Origin of the sequence: Pectobacterium carotovorum, from assembly GCA_016415585.1 — a bacterium.
Classification (GTDB): Bacteria; Pseudomonadota; Gammaproteobacteria; order Enterobacterales; family Enterobacteriaceae; genus Pectobacterium; species Pectobacterium carotovorum_K.
This window is the reverse complement of the sequence record CP066552.1, coordinates 2,663,889-2,681,069: the sequence shown is the minus strand read 5'-3', so window position 1 is coordinate 2,681,069 and position 17,181 is coordinate 2,663,889. Positions and strand designations below refer to the sequence as shown.

16 protein-coding genes and 1 pseudogene are annotated in these 17,181 nt (G+C 50.3%); 6 read left to right on the top strand and 11 right to left on the bottom strand.

Annotated elements, in window-relative coordinates:
- Positions 1–13: 13 nt before the first annotated feature.
- Genes minE through minC form a run of 3 tightly spaced genes read right to left on the bottom strand, consistent with a single transcriptional unit; the run spans position 14 to position 1,806 of the window.
- Positions 14–283 (bottom strand): cell division topological specificity factor MinE, encoded by a 270-nt coding sequence (gene minE, locus JFY74_11780; protein ID QQG26820.1) that lies wholly within the window; start codon positions 281–283, stop codon positions 14–16.
- Positions 284–286: 3 nt separating this feature from the next.
- Positions 287–1,099, bottom strand: coding sequence for a septum site-determining protein MinD (gene minD, locus JFY74_11775; GenBank protein QQG26819.1), 813 nt, complete (start codon positions 1,097–1,099; stop codon positions 287–289).
- A gap of 20 nt (positions 1,100–1,119) precedes the next feature.
- Positions 1,120–1,806: a septum site-determining protein MinC gene (gene minC / locus JFY74_11770; protein ID QQG26818.1), complete on the bottom strand. Its 687-nt coding sequence runs from the start codon at positions 1,804–1,806 to the stop codon at positions 1,120–1,122.
- A gap of 136 nt (positions 1,807–1,942) precedes the next feature.
- On the opposite strand from minC, the gene JFY74_11765 reads away from it, so the two are divergent.
- Positions 1,943–2,200 (top strand): YcgL domain-containing protein, encoded by a 258-nt coding sequence (locus tag JFY74_11765; protein ID QQG30526.1) that lies wholly within the window; start codon positions 1,943–1,945, stop codon positions 2,198–2,200.
- Between the two features lie 177 nt (positions 2,201–2,377).
- Here JFY74_11765 and JFY74_11760 read toward each other — a convergent pair.
- Positions 2,378–3,459, bottom strand: a pseudogene (locus JFY74_11760) (AAA family ATPase).
- A gap of 379 nt (positions 3,460–3,838) precedes the next feature.
- On the opposite strand from JFY74_11760, the gene JFY74_11755 reads away from it, so the two are divergent.
- Entirely contained in the window at positions 3,839–4,144 is a 306-nt protein-coding gene (locus tag JFY74_11755; protein ID QQG26817.1) for a hypothetical protein, read from the top strand.
- Between the two features lie 514 nt (positions 4,145–4,658).
- Here JFY74_11755 and JFY74_11750 read toward each other — a convergent pair.
- Together JFY74_11750 and JFY74_11745 are read right to left on the bottom strand one after the other, a co-directional pair.
- Positions 4,659–5,804 (bottom strand): AAA family ATPase, encoded by a 1,146-nt coding sequence (locus JFY74_11750; GenBank protein QQG26816.1) that lies wholly within the window; start codon positions 5,802–5,804, stop codon positions 4,659–4,661.
- Positions 5,801–6,694 (bottom strand): RNA ligase family protein, encoded by an 894-nt coding sequence (locus JFY74_11745; protein ID QQG26815.1) that lies wholly within the window; start codon positions 6,692–6,694, stop codon positions 5,801–5,803. Before JFY74_11745 ends, JFY74_11750 begins: the two co-directional genes overlap by 4 nt.
- 501 nt (positions 6,695–7,195) lie before the next feature.
- On the opposite strand from JFY74_11745, the gene JFY74_11740 reads away from it, so the two are divergent.
- Together JFY74_11740 and JFY74_11735 are read left to right on the top strand one after the other, a co-directional pair.
- Positions 7,196–7,789 (top strand): hypothetical protein, encoded by a 594-nt coding sequence (locus JFY74_11740; protein ID QQG26814.1) that lies wholly within the window; start codon positions 7,196–7,198, stop codon positions 7,787–7,789.
- 245 nt (positions 7,790–8,034) lie between these two features.
- On the top strand, positions 8,035–9,099 hold the full coding sequence (locus JFY74_11735) for an MBL fold metallo-hydrolase (GenBank protein ID QQG26813.1): 1,065 nt from the start codon (positions 8,035–8,037) through the stop codon (positions 9,097–9,099).
- A gap of 47 nt (positions 9,100–9,146) precedes the next feature.
- On the opposite strand, the gene JFY74_11730 is transcribed toward JFY74_11735, so the two are convergent.
- Positions 9,147–10,034, bottom strand: coding sequence for a LysR family transcriptional regulator (locus tag JFY74_11730; protein QQG26812.1), 888 nt, complete (start codon positions 10,032–10,034; stop codon positions 9,147–9,149).
- Between the two features lie 145 nt (positions 10,035–10,179).
- On the opposite strand from JFY74_11730, the gene JFY74_11725 reads away from it, so the two are divergent.
- Positions 10,180–11,700 carry an MFS transporter gene (locus JFY74_11725; protein QQG26811.1) on the top strand — a complete coding sequence of 507 codons (1,521 nt, stop codon included), beginning with the start codon at positions 10,180–10,182 and terminating at the stop codon, positions 11,698–11,700.
- Between the two features lie 60 nt (positions 11,701–11,760).
- On the opposite strand, the gene JFY74_11720 is transcribed toward JFY74_11725, so the two are convergent.
- From JFY74_11720 to pth, 3 genes are all read right to left on the bottom strand, one after another.
- Positions 11,761–12,861, bottom strand: a complete 1,101-nt coding sequence (locus JFY74_11720) for an anion permease (GenBank protein ID QQG26810.1) — start codon at positions 12,859–12,861, stop codon at positions 11,761–11,763.
- Between the two features lie 400 nt (positions 12,862–13,261).
- Positions 13,262–14,353 carry a redox-regulated ATPase YchF gene (gene ychF / locus JFY74_11715; protein QQG26809.1) on the bottom strand — a complete coding sequence of 364 codons (1,092 nt, stop codon included), beginning with the start codon at positions 14,351–14,353 and terminating at the stop codon, positions 13,262–13,264.
- Positions 14,354–14,482: 129 nt separating this feature from the next.
- Positions 14,483–15,070 carry an aminoacyl-tRNA hydrolase gene (gene pth, locus JFY74_11710; protein QQG26808.1) on the bottom strand — a complete coding sequence of 196 codons (588 nt, stop codon included), beginning with the start codon at positions 15,068–15,070 and terminating at the stop codon, positions 14,483–14,485.
- 585 nt (positions 15,071–15,655) lie between these two features.
- Between pth and ychH the strand changes: the two genes are divergently transcribed.
- Complete coding sequence (gene ychH, locus JFY74_11705) at positions 15,656–15,925, top strand: stress-induced protein YchH (protein ID QQG26807.1); 270 nt, start codon at positions 15,656–15,658, stop codon at positions 15,923–15,925.
- A 245-nt stretch (positions 15,926–16,170) separates the two neighbouring features.
- On the opposite strand, the gene prs is transcribed toward ychH, so the two are convergent.
- A complete protein-coding gene (gene prs / locus JFY74_11700) occupies positions 16,171–17,118 on the bottom strand; it encodes a ribose-phosphate diphosphokinase (GenBank protein QQG26806.1) in 948 nt (315 codons plus the stop codon).
- Positions 17,119–17,181: the final 63 nt, after the last annotated feature.

Sequence of the window (17,181 nt, the reverse complement as noted above, 5' to 3'; positions counted from 1 at the left end):
CACAGCAGAAAAATCATTTAGGCGTTTCTTCCGCTTCCGGTAATGTAACGTTCAACTCAAGCACGGAAATATCATCTCCTTTTTGCTCAAGCTGAACCGTCACCATCTCAGGGTCGATCTGTACATATCTACAGATAACCTCAAGAATGTCTCGCTTTAATTGCGGCAGATAATGGGGTTCGCTATCTCCCCGGCGTCGCTCCGCGACAATAATTTGCAGCCGTTCCTTGGCAATATTGGCTGTCGTTTTTTTGCGGGACAGAAAGAAGTCCAGTAAAGCCATAATTTATCCCCCAAAAAGTCGTTTAAGAAAACCCTTCTTCTCTTCTTCAACAAAACGGAAAGGACGCTCTTCGCCAAGCAGACGTTCAACGGTATCCGCGTAGGCTTTGCCTGCATCGGCTTCCGCATCCAGAATGACGGGTTCGCCCTGGTTAGAAGCGCGGAGCACAGATTGGTCTTCTGGGATTACGCCAACCAGCGGAATCCGCAGAATTTCAAGAACGTCTTCCATACTCAGCATGTCGCCACGGCTCACCCGGCCTGGGTTGTAGCGCGTCAACAGCAGATGCTCTTTAATCGGATCTTCAGAACGTTCTGCACGACGTGATTTCGAAGACAGAATGCCCAGAATACGGTCGGAGTCGCGAACGGAAGAGACTTCCGGGTTGGTGGTGATAATCGCTTCGTCGGCGAAATAGAGCGCCATCAACGCACCGGTTTCAATCCCGGCGGGTGAGTCACACACGATAAAATCGAATTCCATGTCGCCCAGATCGTTGAGCACTTTCTCTACGCCTTCATGCGTTAACGCATCTTTATCACGCGTTTGAGATGCTGGCAGAATGTAGAGATTATCCGTTCTCTTATCTTTGATCAGCGCTTGATTCAGCGTGGCATCACCCTGAATAACGTTGACGAAGTCATACACCACGCGACGCTCACATCCCATGATCAGGTCGAGGTTACGCAGACCAATGTCAAAATCGATGACAACCGTCTTTTTTCCTTTCTGGGCTAAACCGGTAGCAATGGCCGCGCTTGATGTGGTCTTGCCAACGCCCCCTTTACCCGATGTAACAACAATGATGCGTGCCATAAATGTTTCCTTGGGAGATTCTAGTCTAGAGGTTTTATCGTTAAAACATTGTCCAGTTGGTTCAGATTGATCCGTGCTGGCTGCCCAAAATACGCTTCAGGAATCTGATCGCTCAGCCAGTAACGGCCAGCAATCGAAACCAGTTCTGCGGCCAGATGCGTACAGAATATCTGGCACTGAACATCGCCAGAAACGCCTGCGAGGGCTCGGCCGCGCATCATGCCATAAATATGAATATTGCCATCGGCAATCACCTCAGCACCCGCGCTCACGTTGCTCGTGATGATTAAGTCACAGTTCCGGGCGTAAATCTGTTGGCCGGAACGAACGGGGGGACTGATGACTTTCGTTTTCACCGCAGGAGGAACGGCGGCGATGGGCTCGACGACCCGGCGTTGTGCTTTACCTTCGCTCAGAAGGGGAAGCCCCGCCTGCGCAATGATTTTCTTTAATGCGTCGTCGGTACACCCGCTGACGCCAACGACATGCAGGCCAGTTGACGAAATGGCCTGCTGTAATTTTATCCAGTCCGTTTCCGCTGTTAATGCAGCAACATTAATCACAACGGGGGCATTTTTCAGGAAAGCAGGCGCCTGCTCTATTTTTTCCTGTAGTGCCTGGTAAATTACCTCGGGTTGGGAATCATGCAAATGAACAACCGATAAGGTAAAGCTGCTGCCTTTTAGCTCTATTGGCGTTTGTGACATCTATCCTGACTCATTTTCAGCATCTTTTAATCCCTAGAGTAACATTTAAGGCATGATATTCCAGAGCGCTGTAAGCATGTTATAGTCACAATTATATACAGGCAAGATGGCATTCCCATCAAATAGAGTAAAAAAAATGTTTTGTGTGATCTATCGAAGTGCGAAACGCGATCAGACCTATCTTTATGTTGAAAAAAAAGACGATTTCTCACGCGTGCCAGAAGAATTAATGAAAAGTTTCGGCACGCCGCAGTTAGCCATGCTCTTACCGCTGGATGGGCGTAAAAAACTGGCGAATGCCGATATAGAAAAAGTGAAACTTGCGCTGCAGGAACAGGGCTTTTATCTGCAAGTTCCTCCCCCGGTTGAGAGCTTATTAAACACGCCTGTATAAGTGTAAAAAAATAATACCAAGGCGTACTTTCAGATAAAGCCGCAAACATAATTTGGCGTGGAATATCTCAGCCGTTCGCATGATATTCCGCGCGATAAATATTCACTTTTTGAGTTATCATTTAATTGTTTCCATTTTGGTGGGATATGACGCCGTTTCCCTCCTTAAATGAATTGCTTAGCTTTCATAGCGAACATCATGTGCTTCCGTCGGCGATGGAAGTTCCCATTTTGTCAGCATCCCCTGCAACGTTTTATTGCTCAACGTAGTGTCCCGTTTACCGTTGCGACGCAGCAATTCCTGACGTGGACGCTCCAGATAGACGATCTCCACTTCTGCACCGTAGGCATAGCACAGATCCAACGTATGGGCGCGCATCTGCTGGCTCAGGTGCGTAGCGTTCCACACAAATGATTCGTGTGTTCGCAGCAGTGAACGCGCTTTGTCGGTCGCCCAGTGCACCGCTTTCCCTTCATTTTCACCGTGTTTCAGCCCCAACTCTGTTCGCGCATCGTCGAAAGAAACCACGGGTAAATTGGGCCGATGTGTTCGCACCCAAGTATCTTTTCCCGAAGCCGGCAAACCGCACATCACGGTGATCTTTGAACCCGGTTCCTGAAACAGTGGATAGTCTGGATGGACATCGGCTCCGCGAAAATAGCTCAGGCGCGTATGGACATCGACAAACGCTCTCGGTTGGCCGTAGCAGCCTTCCTCCCGCGCATATCGGCCTCCGCCAGCGTTGCCAGTAGCGGAATGCTCAACTGCCAGGACAATTCGCGAATCGTAAAGATCGGCGACACCCGGCGGCGCTCATCCTCAAGGCAGTAAAACGGTACCTGATGCACCGAAATTAACCGGCAAATCGCTTCCCGAATCGCAAACGGCACGCCAGCGTCCCACAGTAGCGCCCGAGCGTCGATCGCTCCTTTACGCGAATGCCCCGGTTGACCAATTATCCCTGTCACCGGATCGATCACTATCGTTCGGTATTTCGCAACGTCATGCAGCAACGCGGCAAAAAACAGTATCTCCTGCTGTTCGCGCGTGGCTGTCTGATAATCGGGAAGCTGTAATAGCGACTCGACAACCAGCATTGTGTGTATCCAGACATCGCCTTCGCCGTGGTAGCGCGGCTCCTGCTGCGTCTCTTTGGCGCGTTGAAGCACCGGGAACGCATCCAGACAATCAGCAAAATCTGGCTGTGCGCCAGAGGCAGGGACCAATCCCCTGATGGTATTCCACTCCATGATAATCATACTCCTTGCTTATCGGGCATGGCGGTGGCGAGTGCGTCTAAAGAACGCAGCGTATTCAGCCCCAGCATTTCCCAGGATACTTGTGGACAAGGCGCGTACAAATCAACGCCTTCAGCCAGTTGATTCGGTAAAATTTTATCATGTAACTCGAATTATTTATGGTGTATATATTAAATTGTAAATGATTTAATTTTAATATCATGCTTTTTAAATATAATATTGATTTATTTTTGGTGATGAACGAATGTTTTTAATTTATCGATGGTTAGGGTAAATATAGATTTTTTCATTGATTATTTATTCTATTGAGCTATACATAATAATACCAATTAAAGTCGTTGTGTATTTTATGTCAAATCAATGAATGCGAGGGGTTTATATGAATGAGTATTTTACAAATTTAGATTTTTCAAATGGAAAGGATATAACGCAATCACAACTAAATGATGCATTGAAAGTAAATAATTACATTTATATCGATTTATATGATACACACTGGTCTCCAAATATCTTCATTCCAGATGAAGTACCATTTAGTGGCGGAATTATACATATTACGAGTAAGGCAAAATACAAATCAACTCTATATGTGTATAATAAACAATATGTTATATCTAAAAATGAAGAGTTGGTTGTTTTAGGCAGCCCAACTAAGGAGTGGTCTGTCGTTGTACCAGCACCTTAATATCTAATAAATAAAATATGAATCATTTTGATTTGCAAACGATAATGCTTAGCCACACTTACGTAATGCACCCTTCTGTACGAAGGTTTTTTTATAATCTTAGAAGCGACATACGGCGTAAAGGATTTTAAGAGCAACGAGACCTCAACGCATATAATAGGGCTTCAAATGGCTACAAAATTTGGGGCTCCAGAGACGTGCTGCTGCTTGGCGAGAACGATACAGTGGGGTATTTTCGCTGCAACGGTTTTACGCCGGATGGGGTAAGCATCTGGGGCTGGGGTGGCAATTGCCTGACAATTGTGTGATTTCATTATTATGATTATGCGTCTATCTTCTCGCTAAATTCACATAAATCTTCAATCAAGGCGGCGGGGGGATTTATCGTCCCCGAACGTTTCGAGGACGATAAACCGCTCTATGAAAAACCGTATGTTGATGCAGGAAGAAACGGTCTCACAGAGTACGAGATCCCGTTTACCGCGCTTCCACGTTGAAGTGCGTTACGGCGACGTTAGCTTTCATAGTGAACATTATGCGCTTCTGTCGGCGAAGGAAGTTCCCATTTCGTCAGCATACCTTGCAGCGTTTTGTTGCTCAATGTGGTGTCCCGTTTCCCATTGCGGCGCAGCAATTCCTGACGCGGACGCTCCAGATAAACGATCTCCACTTCTGCGCCGTAGGCGTAGCACAGATCCAACGTGCGGGTGCGCATTTGCTGGCTGAGATGCGTGGCATTCCACACGAACGGTTCGTGCGTTCGCAGCAGTGAACGCGCTTTGTCGGTCGCCCAGTGCACCGCTTTCCCTTCGTTTTCACCGTGTTTCAGCCCCAACTCTGTTCGCGCATCGTCGAAAGAAACCACGGGTAAATGGGGCCGATGTGTTCGCACCCAGGTATCTTTTCCCGAAGCCGGCAAACCGCACATCACGGTGACCTTTGAACCCGGTTCCTGAAAAAGTGGGTAGTCTGGATGAACATCGGCTCCGCGAAAATAACTTAGGCGCGTATGAGCATCGACAAACGATCTCGGTTGGCCGTAACAGCCTTCCTCCCGCGCCAGCTCGCGAAACAGCTCAATACTGTCGAGCACGCGCGCTTGATCCTGACAGATGCGTCCGCGCATATCGGCTTCCGCCAGCGTTGCCAGCAGCGGAATGCTCAACTGCCATGACAGTTCGCGAATCGTAAAGATCGGCGACACCCGACGACGTTCATCCTCAAGGCAGTAAAACGGCACCTGATGCACCGAAATTAAGCGGCAAATCGCTTCCCGAATCGCAAACGGAACGCCTGCATCCCACAGCAGCACGCGGGCGTCGATGGCGCCTTTGCGCGAATGTCCCGGTTGACCAATCTGACCCGTTACCGGGTCAATTACCGTCGTGCGGTACTTTGCAACGTCATGCAGCAATGCGGCAAAAAACAAGATTTCCTGCTGCTCGCGCGTGGCTGTCTGGTAATCGGGAAGCTGCAATAGCGATTCGACCACCATGATGGTGTGTGTCCAAACATCGCCTTCGCCGTGGTAGCGCGGCTCCTGCTGCGTCTCTTTGGCGCGTTGAAGCACCGGGAACGCATCCAGACAATCTGCAAAATCTGGCTGTGCGCCAGAGGCAGGGACCAATCCCCTGATGGTATTCCACTCCATGATAATCATACTCCTTGCTTATCGGGCATGGCGGCGGCGAGCGCGTCTAAAGAACGCAGCGTATTCAGCCCCAACATTTCCCAGGATACGGCTGGGCAAGGCGCGTACAGATCAACGCCTTCAGCCAGTTGGTTCGGCAAAATAGGGCGTCGGGAATGATGCGAGCCGCTGTCTAAAATGGTCTGGATAAAGTCATGGCGCACCAGCTTGTAACGAGCCAGTACCTGTTCATCATCTTCAACCTTCAGATACAGGCCTTCCGAACGATCCGATTTATCGGTTTGTTGCCAGCACAACGCGAGCGGTAAACCTTCACGCTGCACGGTGGATTCAAACGCCGTCTTCCAGTTCTGGCTTTTTGCCAGCGAACGGAACACCAGCTTCCACAGCAACGCCGGATTCGTTGGCATTTCCCCAGCATAAAGTACCGGAACGGACAGCACGGGCGAACCGGCCAGCATCGCATGTCGGCGCGCCGTCGATAAAAAAATGCCGTCGCGACGATCGTAAAGATCAAATTCGTGAAAGTAGTGCGGCAAACGGTCGTAAAACACGGAATGCTTGCTGTACGCCCATTCGCCGTACATCACGAAGCGGTCTTCCAGCAGCTCAAGAAAACGCATTTCGTGCGCGGTGGCCCAGAGCTTGAACTGATTGAACTGCCGCTCCCGTGAGCCGCCAGCCAGATAGTGGCCGCGCGACTGGAGCAGGAGTTCTGCCGTTTCATTGAAGGACACGCCGCTGTTTGCGCCGTCGATCTTTTCTTCGATCACGACGTAACGGCCTGCCAGTGCTTTCAGTGCAATTTGATCCGACGCATCATCGCCGGGCTGTAAACGCGAACCTTCCAGATGAGGGGTACGCGGATATTTTAATAACGGTATTGAATGTAAATACATGTTTTTCGCCTGCTGCGTTATTGGCGCAGCCAGGCCCATCTACAGTAAAAAAAGAGGGCCGACGAACGTGTTCTGGCGCGAGTCTATAGACTGTCCACTGGCATTCCAGAGGTCAGAGTCGCGGGGGAGGAAGCGGGAGATTCGTTTTCTGCTCCGCACAATAGCGGGGAAAACAGGGAACTCGTACCGCAGCCAACGCTGGCGCAGACTGCGCCGAATCGAGGCTGCTTAATGCAGTCGTCGGCGGTTAGAGGGGGGCTGACGTAAAGGGCACTTTAGGGCTCCACATGACACATTGGGGGTGAGTAAACGGCGCGATTCTAGCGAAGGAATTCTCCGACAACAAGTTTTTCTATAAAAAATGCTATTCTTTCCTGTCGTTGTAGAATGCACTGTCGCGTGTAAACGTGGTAAAAAGGCCTGAGGCTATCGACGTCAGCGTGATAAGAATAGCGAGTGGTGAGATAGGGGAATGCACACAATGAAGAGTCGAGGAATATAATGAAAATCAGTGTGATAAAGAAAGGGATTGCGGGTCTGTTACTGGTGCTGCCGTTGCACGGATTTGCCGAAACAAAAGATCCAGACTTGTTCGTCGGCTATACCACGCAGGATCTTACCGATGCATTACCTGCGCAGCTGTTGAACATGATTCAGCGAGAAAAAGTGGTCGATGCGGTAAACCACATGGTGCAGACCGAGTATGTTGACCCTACGACAGGCAATAAGGCGCTGGTTTCACTGTTCATGCTGCCGCCAGATAGAGATGGCAATGTCCCGATTGCCTCCAAACCCAGCGATCTGGATGCGGTGATCGCCAGTACGGAAAAAGAGATGCTGCGCCAGCGTATCAAACCTGACCAGCGTGCGGGAAACATTGATGATGCGACGCCTTTTCGCTGCTTACAAACGATTCTGAATAACAAGGTTCTGCATTCGCTGTGCTCGACGCTGATTAAAGGGCGCGTGCTGGAAGTGCAGGCGATCAACACGGTCGAAAATATTCAGGATGAAGCCGCGCTGAATAAGGTCATCGGACAACAAAATGAGTTTGTTGTTGGGATGGGAAAAACGATGCTGGCGCTTAAAAAGTAATCTGCGCTGACACAGTAGGACAGGCGTCAGCGGCGACAGACCCCCACGGTTTCTCATCAACATTTCTGAGCGAAGGCGAACACCTTCGCTTTTTTTGCACCAAAAATCCCCCGATTCTCCCTTGCCAGATTCTCAGCGTTCGTGCATAACTGCCGGTGCCAAAGGGCCGATGCCTGAAATCGGGCATGGCGAAACGACATTCATTACGAAATATATTCATCACGAAACGACACCGGATAAACGCTATGCTTTTGTTACTCGTTTTGGCTGTGATTGTAGTCGCCGTTTACGGCTGGTTAAAACAGCCGCAGTATGTATCACCAGAGGTCAAGCCCCAGCCGGAAAACCCACTCTTTCGCGATGGCGCGTTTCATAACCCAGTGGCTCGCCCGACGGTCGATAGCCAGAACCGATTCACGCTGCTGTATCGCTTTCTTTTCGAGAAAGACGCTGGCGCGTTACCAGATACCCGGCTGCCGTCGGAAAAAACCAATCTGCATCAGTTGAGTAAAACGGATAACGTCATCATCTGGATGGGACACTCCAGCTATTTTATTCAACTGGAAGGGAAAACGTTCCTGCTGGATCCGGTATTTAGCGACAACGCTTCGCCAGTGCCGCGCACCAACGTCGCTTTCAAGGGCAGCAATGTGTATTCACCGGACGATGTTCCCGAAATCGACTATCTGCTGATCACCCACGATCACTGGGATCATCTGGATTACCCCACGCTGAACGCGCTACGCGGGAAAATCCGCCGCATCGTCACGCCAACGGGCGTAGGTTCCTATTTTGTAAAATGGGGCTTCCCGCAGCAAGATATTACGGAAGGCGGCTGGTTCAGTTGCCTGAAAGAGAACGGGGTCGACATCCATGTGCTTCCTACACAGCATTTTTCTGGTCGGCTTCTCAAACATAACCAAACGCTGTGGGGCTCATTTGCGCTGATTACGCCACAGTATCGTCTGTATCTCGGCGGGGATAGCGGCTATGGCGCGCATTACAAGGAGATCGCTGAGCGTCTGGGCGGGTTCGATATCGCGATACTAGAATGCGGGCAATACGATCGGGACTGGCCACACGTGCATATGACGCCGGAAGAAAGCGCGCAGGCGGCCAGTGATTTGCAGGCTAAAGCGGTACTACCGAGCCATAACAGCAAATTTAAGCTGGCTCACCACCGCTGGAACGATCCGCTGGATCGGATCTCTCAGGCGAGTGAAAACCAAGACTGGCGACTGATGACGCCCCGCATTGGTGAACGCGTTCAGGTTGATAATCCGCAGCAGACGTTTAGTCAGTGGTGGTAGCGGGCGAAACGAGAGTTAAGCTCGCATTCCTCCGCCACAGAGCGCTATCAACCAAACGTTTTCTCATTCAGGCAGTCAATGAATGCCCGGAGTTTGGGGGACAGGTCGCGACTGGCGGGCCAGAGAATCCACATTGGGCTGCTATTGTGGGTGAAGTCATTAAGGATGGTCTGTAATCGGCCATCGCGCAGGTATTTCGCCACGCTGAAATCTGGCAGGCAGGCAATGCCTTGGGCCTGTCGAGCAAGATGGATGCGCATTTCTATGCTGTTGCAGACCAGCGAGAGTGGAATATCGTTGGGGGTTTCCCCTGCGGTTGGCGGAAGCGGCCACGGTTCGAGACGGCCGGAGCTGGGAAAGCGGTAATGCAGGCAGATATGCGCCTGAAGATCCATCGGATGCTGCGGCTGCCCGTGTTCCTTAAAATATTCTGGTGCCCCGACCAGCACGCGGCGGAACGTGCCCAACTGACGGCGCTTGAGTCCTGAATCCGCCAGCGTTCCGGTGCGTATGGCGGCATCAAAACCATCACCAATGACATCCACTAAACGGTCGGAGAAATCCAGATCCAATTCGACCGCCGGATAGCGCCGCATAAAATCTGCGATGACAGGCTCGAACAGGCTGCTGTGTCTGGGCAGGCTGACGCGCAATTTACCGTGTGGCGTCTCGCTGGCCTGCGTCATTTCCAGTTCAGCAGCTTCGACCTCGCTCAGAATACTGCGGCAGCGTTCAAGGAATTTTTCACCTTCGGCGGTCAATGCCAGCGTTCGTGTACTGCGGTGAAAGAGTCGCACACCCAAACGTGCTTCCAACCGTGCAACCGCTTTGCCGACAGAGGAGGGGGAAACCCCCAATTCGCGCGATACGGCAGAGAACCCAAGCCGTTCAGCCACGCGCACAAAAATGCCAATACTGCCCAGTTTGTCCATCATCACGCTGATCCATTTAAGACATTTTTGTCCGAAGTATTGATAACTTTATCCTATTTTTCTCGTTATGGCTTTGACTTAAGCTGCCGGAAACGCCCGACTATCCTTGTTGGTGCCTCTGGGCATCACGTTATTGCAGACGAGAACAATGACTTCACTTTCTTTTCCCTCCGCCAAAATCTGGCTTCAGCTGCTGGCCGCTTGCCTCACTGGTTTATTGATTCCGCTGTGCTTCACTGGCCCTGCGGTCGTGCTACCCGCGATCAGTCAGGAGTTGGGCGGCAGTCCGGCGCAGCTTGGCTGGATTATGAACGCTTACATCCTCAGCTATGGTGGCGCGATGATGGTGTCGGGCAGCCTGACCGACATCTACGGGCGCAGACGCATTTGGTTGATCGGGCTGGCGTGGTTCTGTGTTTTTACCTTTGCGATTCCGTTTTCCCCCAGCGTACTATGGATCGATCTGCTGCGATTACTACAGGGGATAGGCGGCGCGGCGGCTTTCGCCGCGGCGATGTCATCGCTGGCACCGCTTTTTGCTGGCCGAGCCCGCGCGCGTGCTTTCAGTTTACTAGGCACGACCTTTGGCCTTGGGCTGGCTTTCGGCCCGTTGGTATCAGGATGGATGGTTGAGGCCAGCAGCTGGCAGGGCATCTTCTACGCTACGGGCATCGTGGGTTTGCTTGGCTGGGGGCTGGTCGCAATAAGCACTCGACAGGTGCGCGAGACGAACGCTGGCGCGATGGACTGGCCGGGCATGATCAGCTTTACGCTGGCTTTGGGACTCTTCACCTACGGTATGCTGCTGGTACCGGAACTGGGATGGCGCAATGCTACGGTTATCGCCATGTTGCTCGCGTCAGTTACTGTGTTTGCCGGTTTTGTGGTTATCGAACGGCGAGCAGTACAACCTATGCTGGATTTGAGTTTCTTTCGCTCTCCCGGATTTATTGGCGTACAGGTGCTGGCCGCTTCGCCAGCCTTCCTCTTCATCGTGCTGATTGTGATGCTGCCGGGGCGCTTCATCGGCATTGACGGCTACAGTGCATTGCAGGCAGGGCAGATGATGGTGTGGCTGGCAGCTCCGTTGCTGGTTGTGCCGTTCCTGGCGGCGTTGCTGACGCGCTGGTTCACTCCCAGCTTGCTATGCAGCGTCGGACTGTTCCTTGTGGCGGGCGGACTGCTCGGGTTAGCGCATGACTTTGCTCAGCGCTGTGTGGCGTTACCCTTGCCGCTATTGCTGATTGGCATCGGTATCGGCCTGCCGTGGGGGCTCATGGACGCGCTGGCCGTCAGCGTGGTGACGCCGGAACGGGTCGGCATGGCGACGGGGATTTTCAATACCGTGCGGGTATCCGCAGATGGTGTCGCTATCGCTATGATGAGCGCCTTGCTCGCCACGTTGATCCAAAATGGTATGGCGCTGGAGATGGGGGAATCGGTCTCACAGGCTGCACTTCTGGAAGCGGCCAGCCGCACCGCGTTGGGGGAACTGCATACCGCCGTGTCGATCCTGCCCGGTTATGAGGCTCTGTTATCACAACGCTATACGGAGTCGTTCATCACCGTCATGTACGTATTAGCGGGGATCGCTGCACTGACGGCCTGTGCGGTATTCGTCTTGCTGCGTGAGCAGCCAGCAGGTGCGAGTACCGAACAGCAGACATAGTGTGGGGCTTCACCATTCGGTTGTATTAATGACATAGTCCGTGCTGCGTTTGGTAAACCATCAATAAAGCATTAGCCAGCCAGCAATCATCGCGAAAAAAAGTGCTGGTATCGAAAATAGATGAAATTGCCACCAAATGCGGCGATCGTTTGCCATACGCAACGCAATAATGTTAGCCATTGAACCTTGAAGTAATCCAAAACCACCGATATTCACAGCCCATGTCAGTAGAACCGATGAAGGGACGGCATGAAGTAGAAATAGGGTCGCAGGTACGTTACTGATAACTTGCGAGAGGCCTATCGCCAGCAGAAAATGCGCACCATTACTCCAATGCGGTATTAATGTAATAAGGTTGCTAAGGGCCGGTAATTTCGTCAGGAGGAATACATCAATAAACATCAAAACAAACACGGCCAGTAATCCCCAGTCAAGCTGTAGCAATACACGACGTGCAAATAGCAGATAAAATAGGGGAACCAGAATCAGTACTGGTAGGATTTTATCCAACTCAAGTGCCACGATAAACAGCACGTACAACACCAGCGTACCTAAAAGCAGACCATGACGATAATCTCCCCCGAGAGAGTTATCCGGTGTCGCGACTCCGTTGTTACTGAAACTGCATACGGTCAAAATCAGTAGTGCGATAAACAGCAAGGCACTCAAGGGGAGCATTTCCATCACAAATTCCATAAAACTTAATCCGCTCTTACTCCAGAGAAGAATGTTTTGTGGATTGCCAATAGGCGTGAGTAAAGAGCCTGCATTAACGGCGAGGGCTTCAAAGATAATTAATCGCCCAACGGGAAAATCAGATGCTTTAGACAACGACAGCGTGAGTGGCACCGTAATGAACAAAGCAACATCATTGGTGAGAAACGTGGATAGTAACGCTGCCAGCGTCACGATAAATAATGCCAATGTTTTCTGTGTTCTAAACTTACTCACCAACTTCGAACCCAGTTTGTCAAAATACCCACTGAGCTCAATCCCTTTGGTGAGCATCAGTAATGTTGTCAACGTCAGAATAGTTTTCCAGTCAACGGAAGCGGTAAGTTCATCTGTTTTAAATACAGCAAAGAAACTGAGTACGATCCCCAGCACAACGAGAGCGTGAAGAAATTTGTCACGCATAAATGGAGTCAGCAATTCGCGCATTATATCTCTCAAGAGTGAATCGAAGGATGGAAGCCGATGTGGCTGTTTTTAATTTTATAATCAGTTGGTCACTGATGAATCTATCTGATTAAAGGCTTCATTTTTCCCCATCTGCTCTGGAGATTTTATGTCGTGGCTAAGACAAATTCACGCCCAGAGGATCGAATGATTTAATGCTCTCAACGATATGATCTTTAACAATCGGGTCAACAATCTGATTGTAATGATTCTTAACCAACGGAAATCGTTTGATCTACGTTCAGGTTGTTTGTGATACAGATGAGCTTTCGAGAGGGGACGAGACGTTATGAAAAGAAAAATCCACGCGATTGCGTGGATTTTATAGGATATAATCGTTGCCATGAGACTCAATGAAAACTCATGAGACAACAGAAGCTATTTAGACGTTGAACAGGAAGTTCATCACATCGCCATCTTTAACGATGTATTCCTTGCCTTCTGAACGCATTTTTCCGGCTTCTTTCGCGCCTTGTTCACCTTTGTAGGTGATGAAGTCTTCATAGGCGATAGTCTGCGCGCGGATGAAGCCTTTTTCGAAGTCGGTGTGAATCTTACCAGCTGCCTGCGGGGCAGTGGCGCCGACAGGGATTGTCCATGCACGAACTTCTTTCACGCCAGCGGTGAAGTAAGTTTGCAGATTCAGCAGTTCATAGCCCGCGCGGATCACGCGGTTCAGGCCTGGTTCTTCTAAACCTAACTCAGCCATGAATTCTTCACGGTCTGCATCATCCAGTTCGGCAATATCTGATTCAACGGCGGCGCAGACGGCCACAACGACAGAACCTTCAGCGGCGGCGATTTCACGCACTTTATCGAGGTATGGATTGTTTTCGAAACCGTCTTCGTTGACGTTGGCGATGTACATCGTTGGTTTTAGCGTCAGGAAGCTCAGGTAGCGAATGGCTGCTTTATCTTCATCGCTTAAATCCAGCGAGCGCAGCATGCCAGCGTTTTCCAACTGAGGTAAACATTTCTCCAGCGCGGCCAGCTCAGCTTTAGCGTCTTTATCGCCGCCTTTGGCTCTCTTCTGCACGCGATGAATGGCGCGTTCGCAGGTGTCGAGGTCAGACAGTGCTAATTCAGTGTTGATGACTTCGATGTCATCAGCTGGATCAACTTTGTTGTTTACGTGAATGATGTTGTCGTTTTCGAAGCAGCGTACAACGTGGCCGATGGCTTCCGTTTCACGAATGTTGGTCAGGAACTGGTTACCCAAACCTTCACCTTTGGATGCGCCTTTTACCAGACCCGCGATATCAACAAATTCCATGGTGGTGGGAAGGATACGCTGTGGCTTAACGATTTCAGCCAGCTTGTCCAGACGTGGATCGGGCATTGGCACGACGCCAGTGTTCGGCTCGATGGTACAAAACGGGAAGTTGGCCGCTTCGATGCCGGCTTTGGTCAACGCATTGAACAGAGTGGATTTACCGACGTTAGGCAGCCCAACGATACCGCATTTGAATCCCATGTTTATATCACCTTAAATAACTTATTAATCAGGCAATTACTATCTCTTGCCTGTCAGAATGGAAATATTTCGGCCGATTATACACGGAATGGCGATTTATCTCGATCTGCCATCCGCATTCTGACCAGATTATGCCGCTTTGAAGGCATGCAAGCGGTTCATCGCTTTGATCATGTCTTCTTTCATCAGGATTTCTGTGCAGCGTACGGCTTCGTCAATGGCATCGTCGATCAGCGTCTGCTCGCTCATCGGCGGTTTTCCCAGCACAAAACCGATCACTTTGCTTTTATCACCCGGATGACCGATACCAATGCGTAAACGATGGAAGTTCGGGTTGTTGCCCAATTTACTGATGATGTCTTTCAGACCGTTATGGCCGCCGTGTCCGCCGCCTAACTTAAGTTTGGCAATTCCCGGTAATAAATCCAGCTCATCGTGGGCAACCAGAATTTCATCAGGCTGGATGCGGTAGAAGGTGGCCATTGCCGCGACGGCTTTGCCGCTCAGGTTCATGAACGTGGTGGGAACCAGCAGGCGTACATCTTGCCCAGCCAGATTCAGGCGGGAAGTGTAACCAAAAAATTTGCTTTCTTCTTTCAGCGGCTGACGGTAAGCGTCCGCCAGACGATCGACAAACCAGGCACCCGCATTATGACGAGTGGCGGCATATTCCGCGCCAGGATTAGCCAGGCCGACAATTAATTTAATGCTGCTCACGGTATATTCCAGATTACGTGCTTAAACTTACGCAGGGTAGTGTGATAAACGAAAGCGCTAGTTTACACACCGCATGACGTATAGCCAAATATACCCGCCATACTTCAAGCTGCACGTGCGTTGGCAATACACGGCTCATCGCTGAGCCTCGCCCTGATGGGCTGCCGCAAGCGGCGTTCAAATTGGCTAAGCCAATTTGTCCTCGCTCACCCCGGTCATTTACTGGAGTAAGCTCCCAGGGATTAATGGACCTCATAAATGAGGTCCACCCTTCGGGCCAGCGTTAGCGCTGTTCAAATCGGTCTCTAACCGATTTGTCACTGCGTTGCCGCCTTCCTGCAACTCGAATTATTTAGGGTATATCGACGCTGGAATATAAATATAATATTATTTGTTCAGTAATGTGATTATTTGGAATTTTGTCTATTTAGTTGTTTAAACGTAAAAAAATATTAATCATTACTTTTATCTGTGATCCCTCCCGCAATCATCTATGCACAATATTGTCTATAATTGCACCAATGCTAAGAAAGTAAACGGTAATGGCACTCCGATTCATCCACAGAATTAATCTGGAGGTGGCAGATGAAACGTAAAAATGTGGCAGTATTGGGTAATGTATTGATGGGGCTTGGTATGGTTCTGATGATTGGCGGCATCGGCTTCTCCATCGCCAGCCAATTCCCTAAGCTGAATGTCCCTGCATATATGACTTATATTGATTTGGTAGGTATTTTTTCTGGCGCAATATTTTGGTTGGTGGGCGCGCGTATCAGCGGACGTGAGGAAGTTGCAGACCGCTATTGGTGGGTTAAACACTTTGATAAGCGTTGCCGTCGCCAGCGTCATCTATAGTGTTAATAAGAATGAATATTAGAGCCGCCGTAGCCTCACTATGGCGGTTTTTATTTTTTATAGTGATATACACTAAATAATTTGCGTTTCAGGCAGGCAGCAAGCGAAGGACAAATTCGTCGGGAACGAATTTGACCCCAACGCACATGCAACGTGAAGTACTACGTGTATAGAAATAAGAAAGCCACCTTGTTACAGGTGGCTTTATCATTATCGTTTGCGATCGGTTACCCGATCAGCGGCGATTAATGTTCAAACATCGCAGAAATAGATTCTTCGTTGCTGATACGACGAATCGCTTCGGCTAACATTCCGGACAGCGTCAACGTACGAACATTCGGCAGTGAACGAATGTTTTCCGCCAGCGGAATGGTATCGCAGACAATCACTTCATCAATTACAGAGTTCTTGATGTTCTCGTAAGCATTGCCTGAGAAGATTGGGTGTGTGGCATAAGCGAATACACGTTTAGCCCCACGTTCTTTCAGCGCTTCCGCCGCTTTGCACAGCGTACCGCCAGTATCGATCATATCATCAACCAGTACACAGTCACGACCAGCGACGTCACCGATGATGTGCATCACCTGAGAAACGTTGGCACGCGGACGGCGCTTGTCGATGATCGCCATGTCGGTATCGTTCAGCAGTTTAGCGATTGCGCGGGCACGCACAACGCCACCGATGTCAGGAGAAACCACGATTGGGTTTTCCAGATTCTGTTGCAACATGTCTTCCAGCAGGATCGGGCTACCGAATACGTTATCTACCGGGACATCGAAGAAACCCTGAATCTGTTCAGCGTGCAGGTCCACAGTCAGAACACGGTCAACCCCCACGCTGGACAGGAAGTCAGCAACGACTTTCGCGGTGATTGGCACACGTGCGGAACGCACGCGACGATCCTGACGAGCATAGCCGAAGTAGGGGATAACGGCGGTAATACGTCCCGCAGAAGCGCGACGCAGAGCATCAACCATAACAACCAGTTCCATCAGGTTGTCATTGGTGGGTGCACAGGTGGACTGGATGATGAAAATATCACCACCGCGTACATTTTCATTGATTTGCACGCTGACTTCGCCATCGCTAAAACGACCGACAGCGGCGTCGCCAAGGCTAGTGTACAAACGGTTGGCAATACGTTGTGCTAGTTCCGGGATGGCGTTACCAGCAAAAAGCTTCATATCAGGCACGAGAAGAACCTCAGGCTTGCGTCCAGAGAAATATTGCACCTGCCAGGCAGGGATGAACAAACA

Coding starts and splice junctions, on each gene's coding strand:
- JFY74_11750 (QQG26816.1), bottom strand. CDS start 5,804: ATGATTATCATGGAGTGGAATACCATCAGGGGATTGGTCCCTGCCTCT.
- JFY74_11735 (QQG26813.1), top strand. CDS start 8,035: ATGCTTTTGTTACTCGTTTTGGCTGTGATTGTAGTCGCCGTTTACGGC.
- JFY74_11725 (QQG26811.1), top strand. CDS start 10,180: ATGACTTCACTTTCTTTTCCCTCCGCCAAAATCTGGCTTCAGCTGCTG.
- ychF (QQG26809.1), bottom strand. CDS start 14,353: ATGGGATTCAAATGCGGTATCGTTGGGCTGCCTAACGTCGGTAAATCC.
- JFY74_11730 (QQG26812.1), bottom strand. CDS start 10,034: ATGATGGACAAACTGGGCAGTATTGGCATTTTTGTGCGCGTGGCTGAA.
- ychH (QQG26807.1), top strand. CDS start 15,656: ATGAAACGTAAAAATGTGGCAGTATTGGGTAATGTATTGATGGGGCTT.
- JFY74_11745 (QQG26815.1), bottom strand. CDS start 6,694: ATGTATTTACATTCAATACCGTTATTAAAATATCCGCGTACCCCTCAT.
- minE (QQG26820.1), bottom strand. CDS start 283: ATGGCTTTACTGGACTTCTTTCTGTCCCGCAAAAAAACGACAGCCAAT.
- JFY74_11755 (QQG26817.1), top strand. CDS start 3,839: ATGAATGAGTATTTTACAAATTTAGATTTTTCAAATGGAAAGGATATA.
- minC (QQG26818.1), bottom strand. CDS start 1,806: ATGTCACAAACGCCAATAGAGCTAAAAGGCAGCAGCTTTACCTTATCG.
- JFY74_11720 (QQG26810.1), bottom strand. CDS start 12,861: ATGCGCGAATTGCTGACTCCATTTATGCGTGACAAATTTCTTCACGCT.
- JFY74_11740 (QQG26814.1), top strand. CDS start 7,196: ATGAAAATCAGTGTGATAAAGAAAGGGATTGCGGGTCTGTTACTGGTG.
- minD (QQG26819.1), bottom strand. CDS start 1,099: ATGGCACGCATCATTGTTGTTACATCGGGTAAAGGGGGCGTTGGCAAG.
- JFY74_11765 (QQG30526.1), top strand. CDS start 1,943: ATGTTTTGTGTGATCTATCGAAGTGCGAAACGCGATCAGACCTATCTT.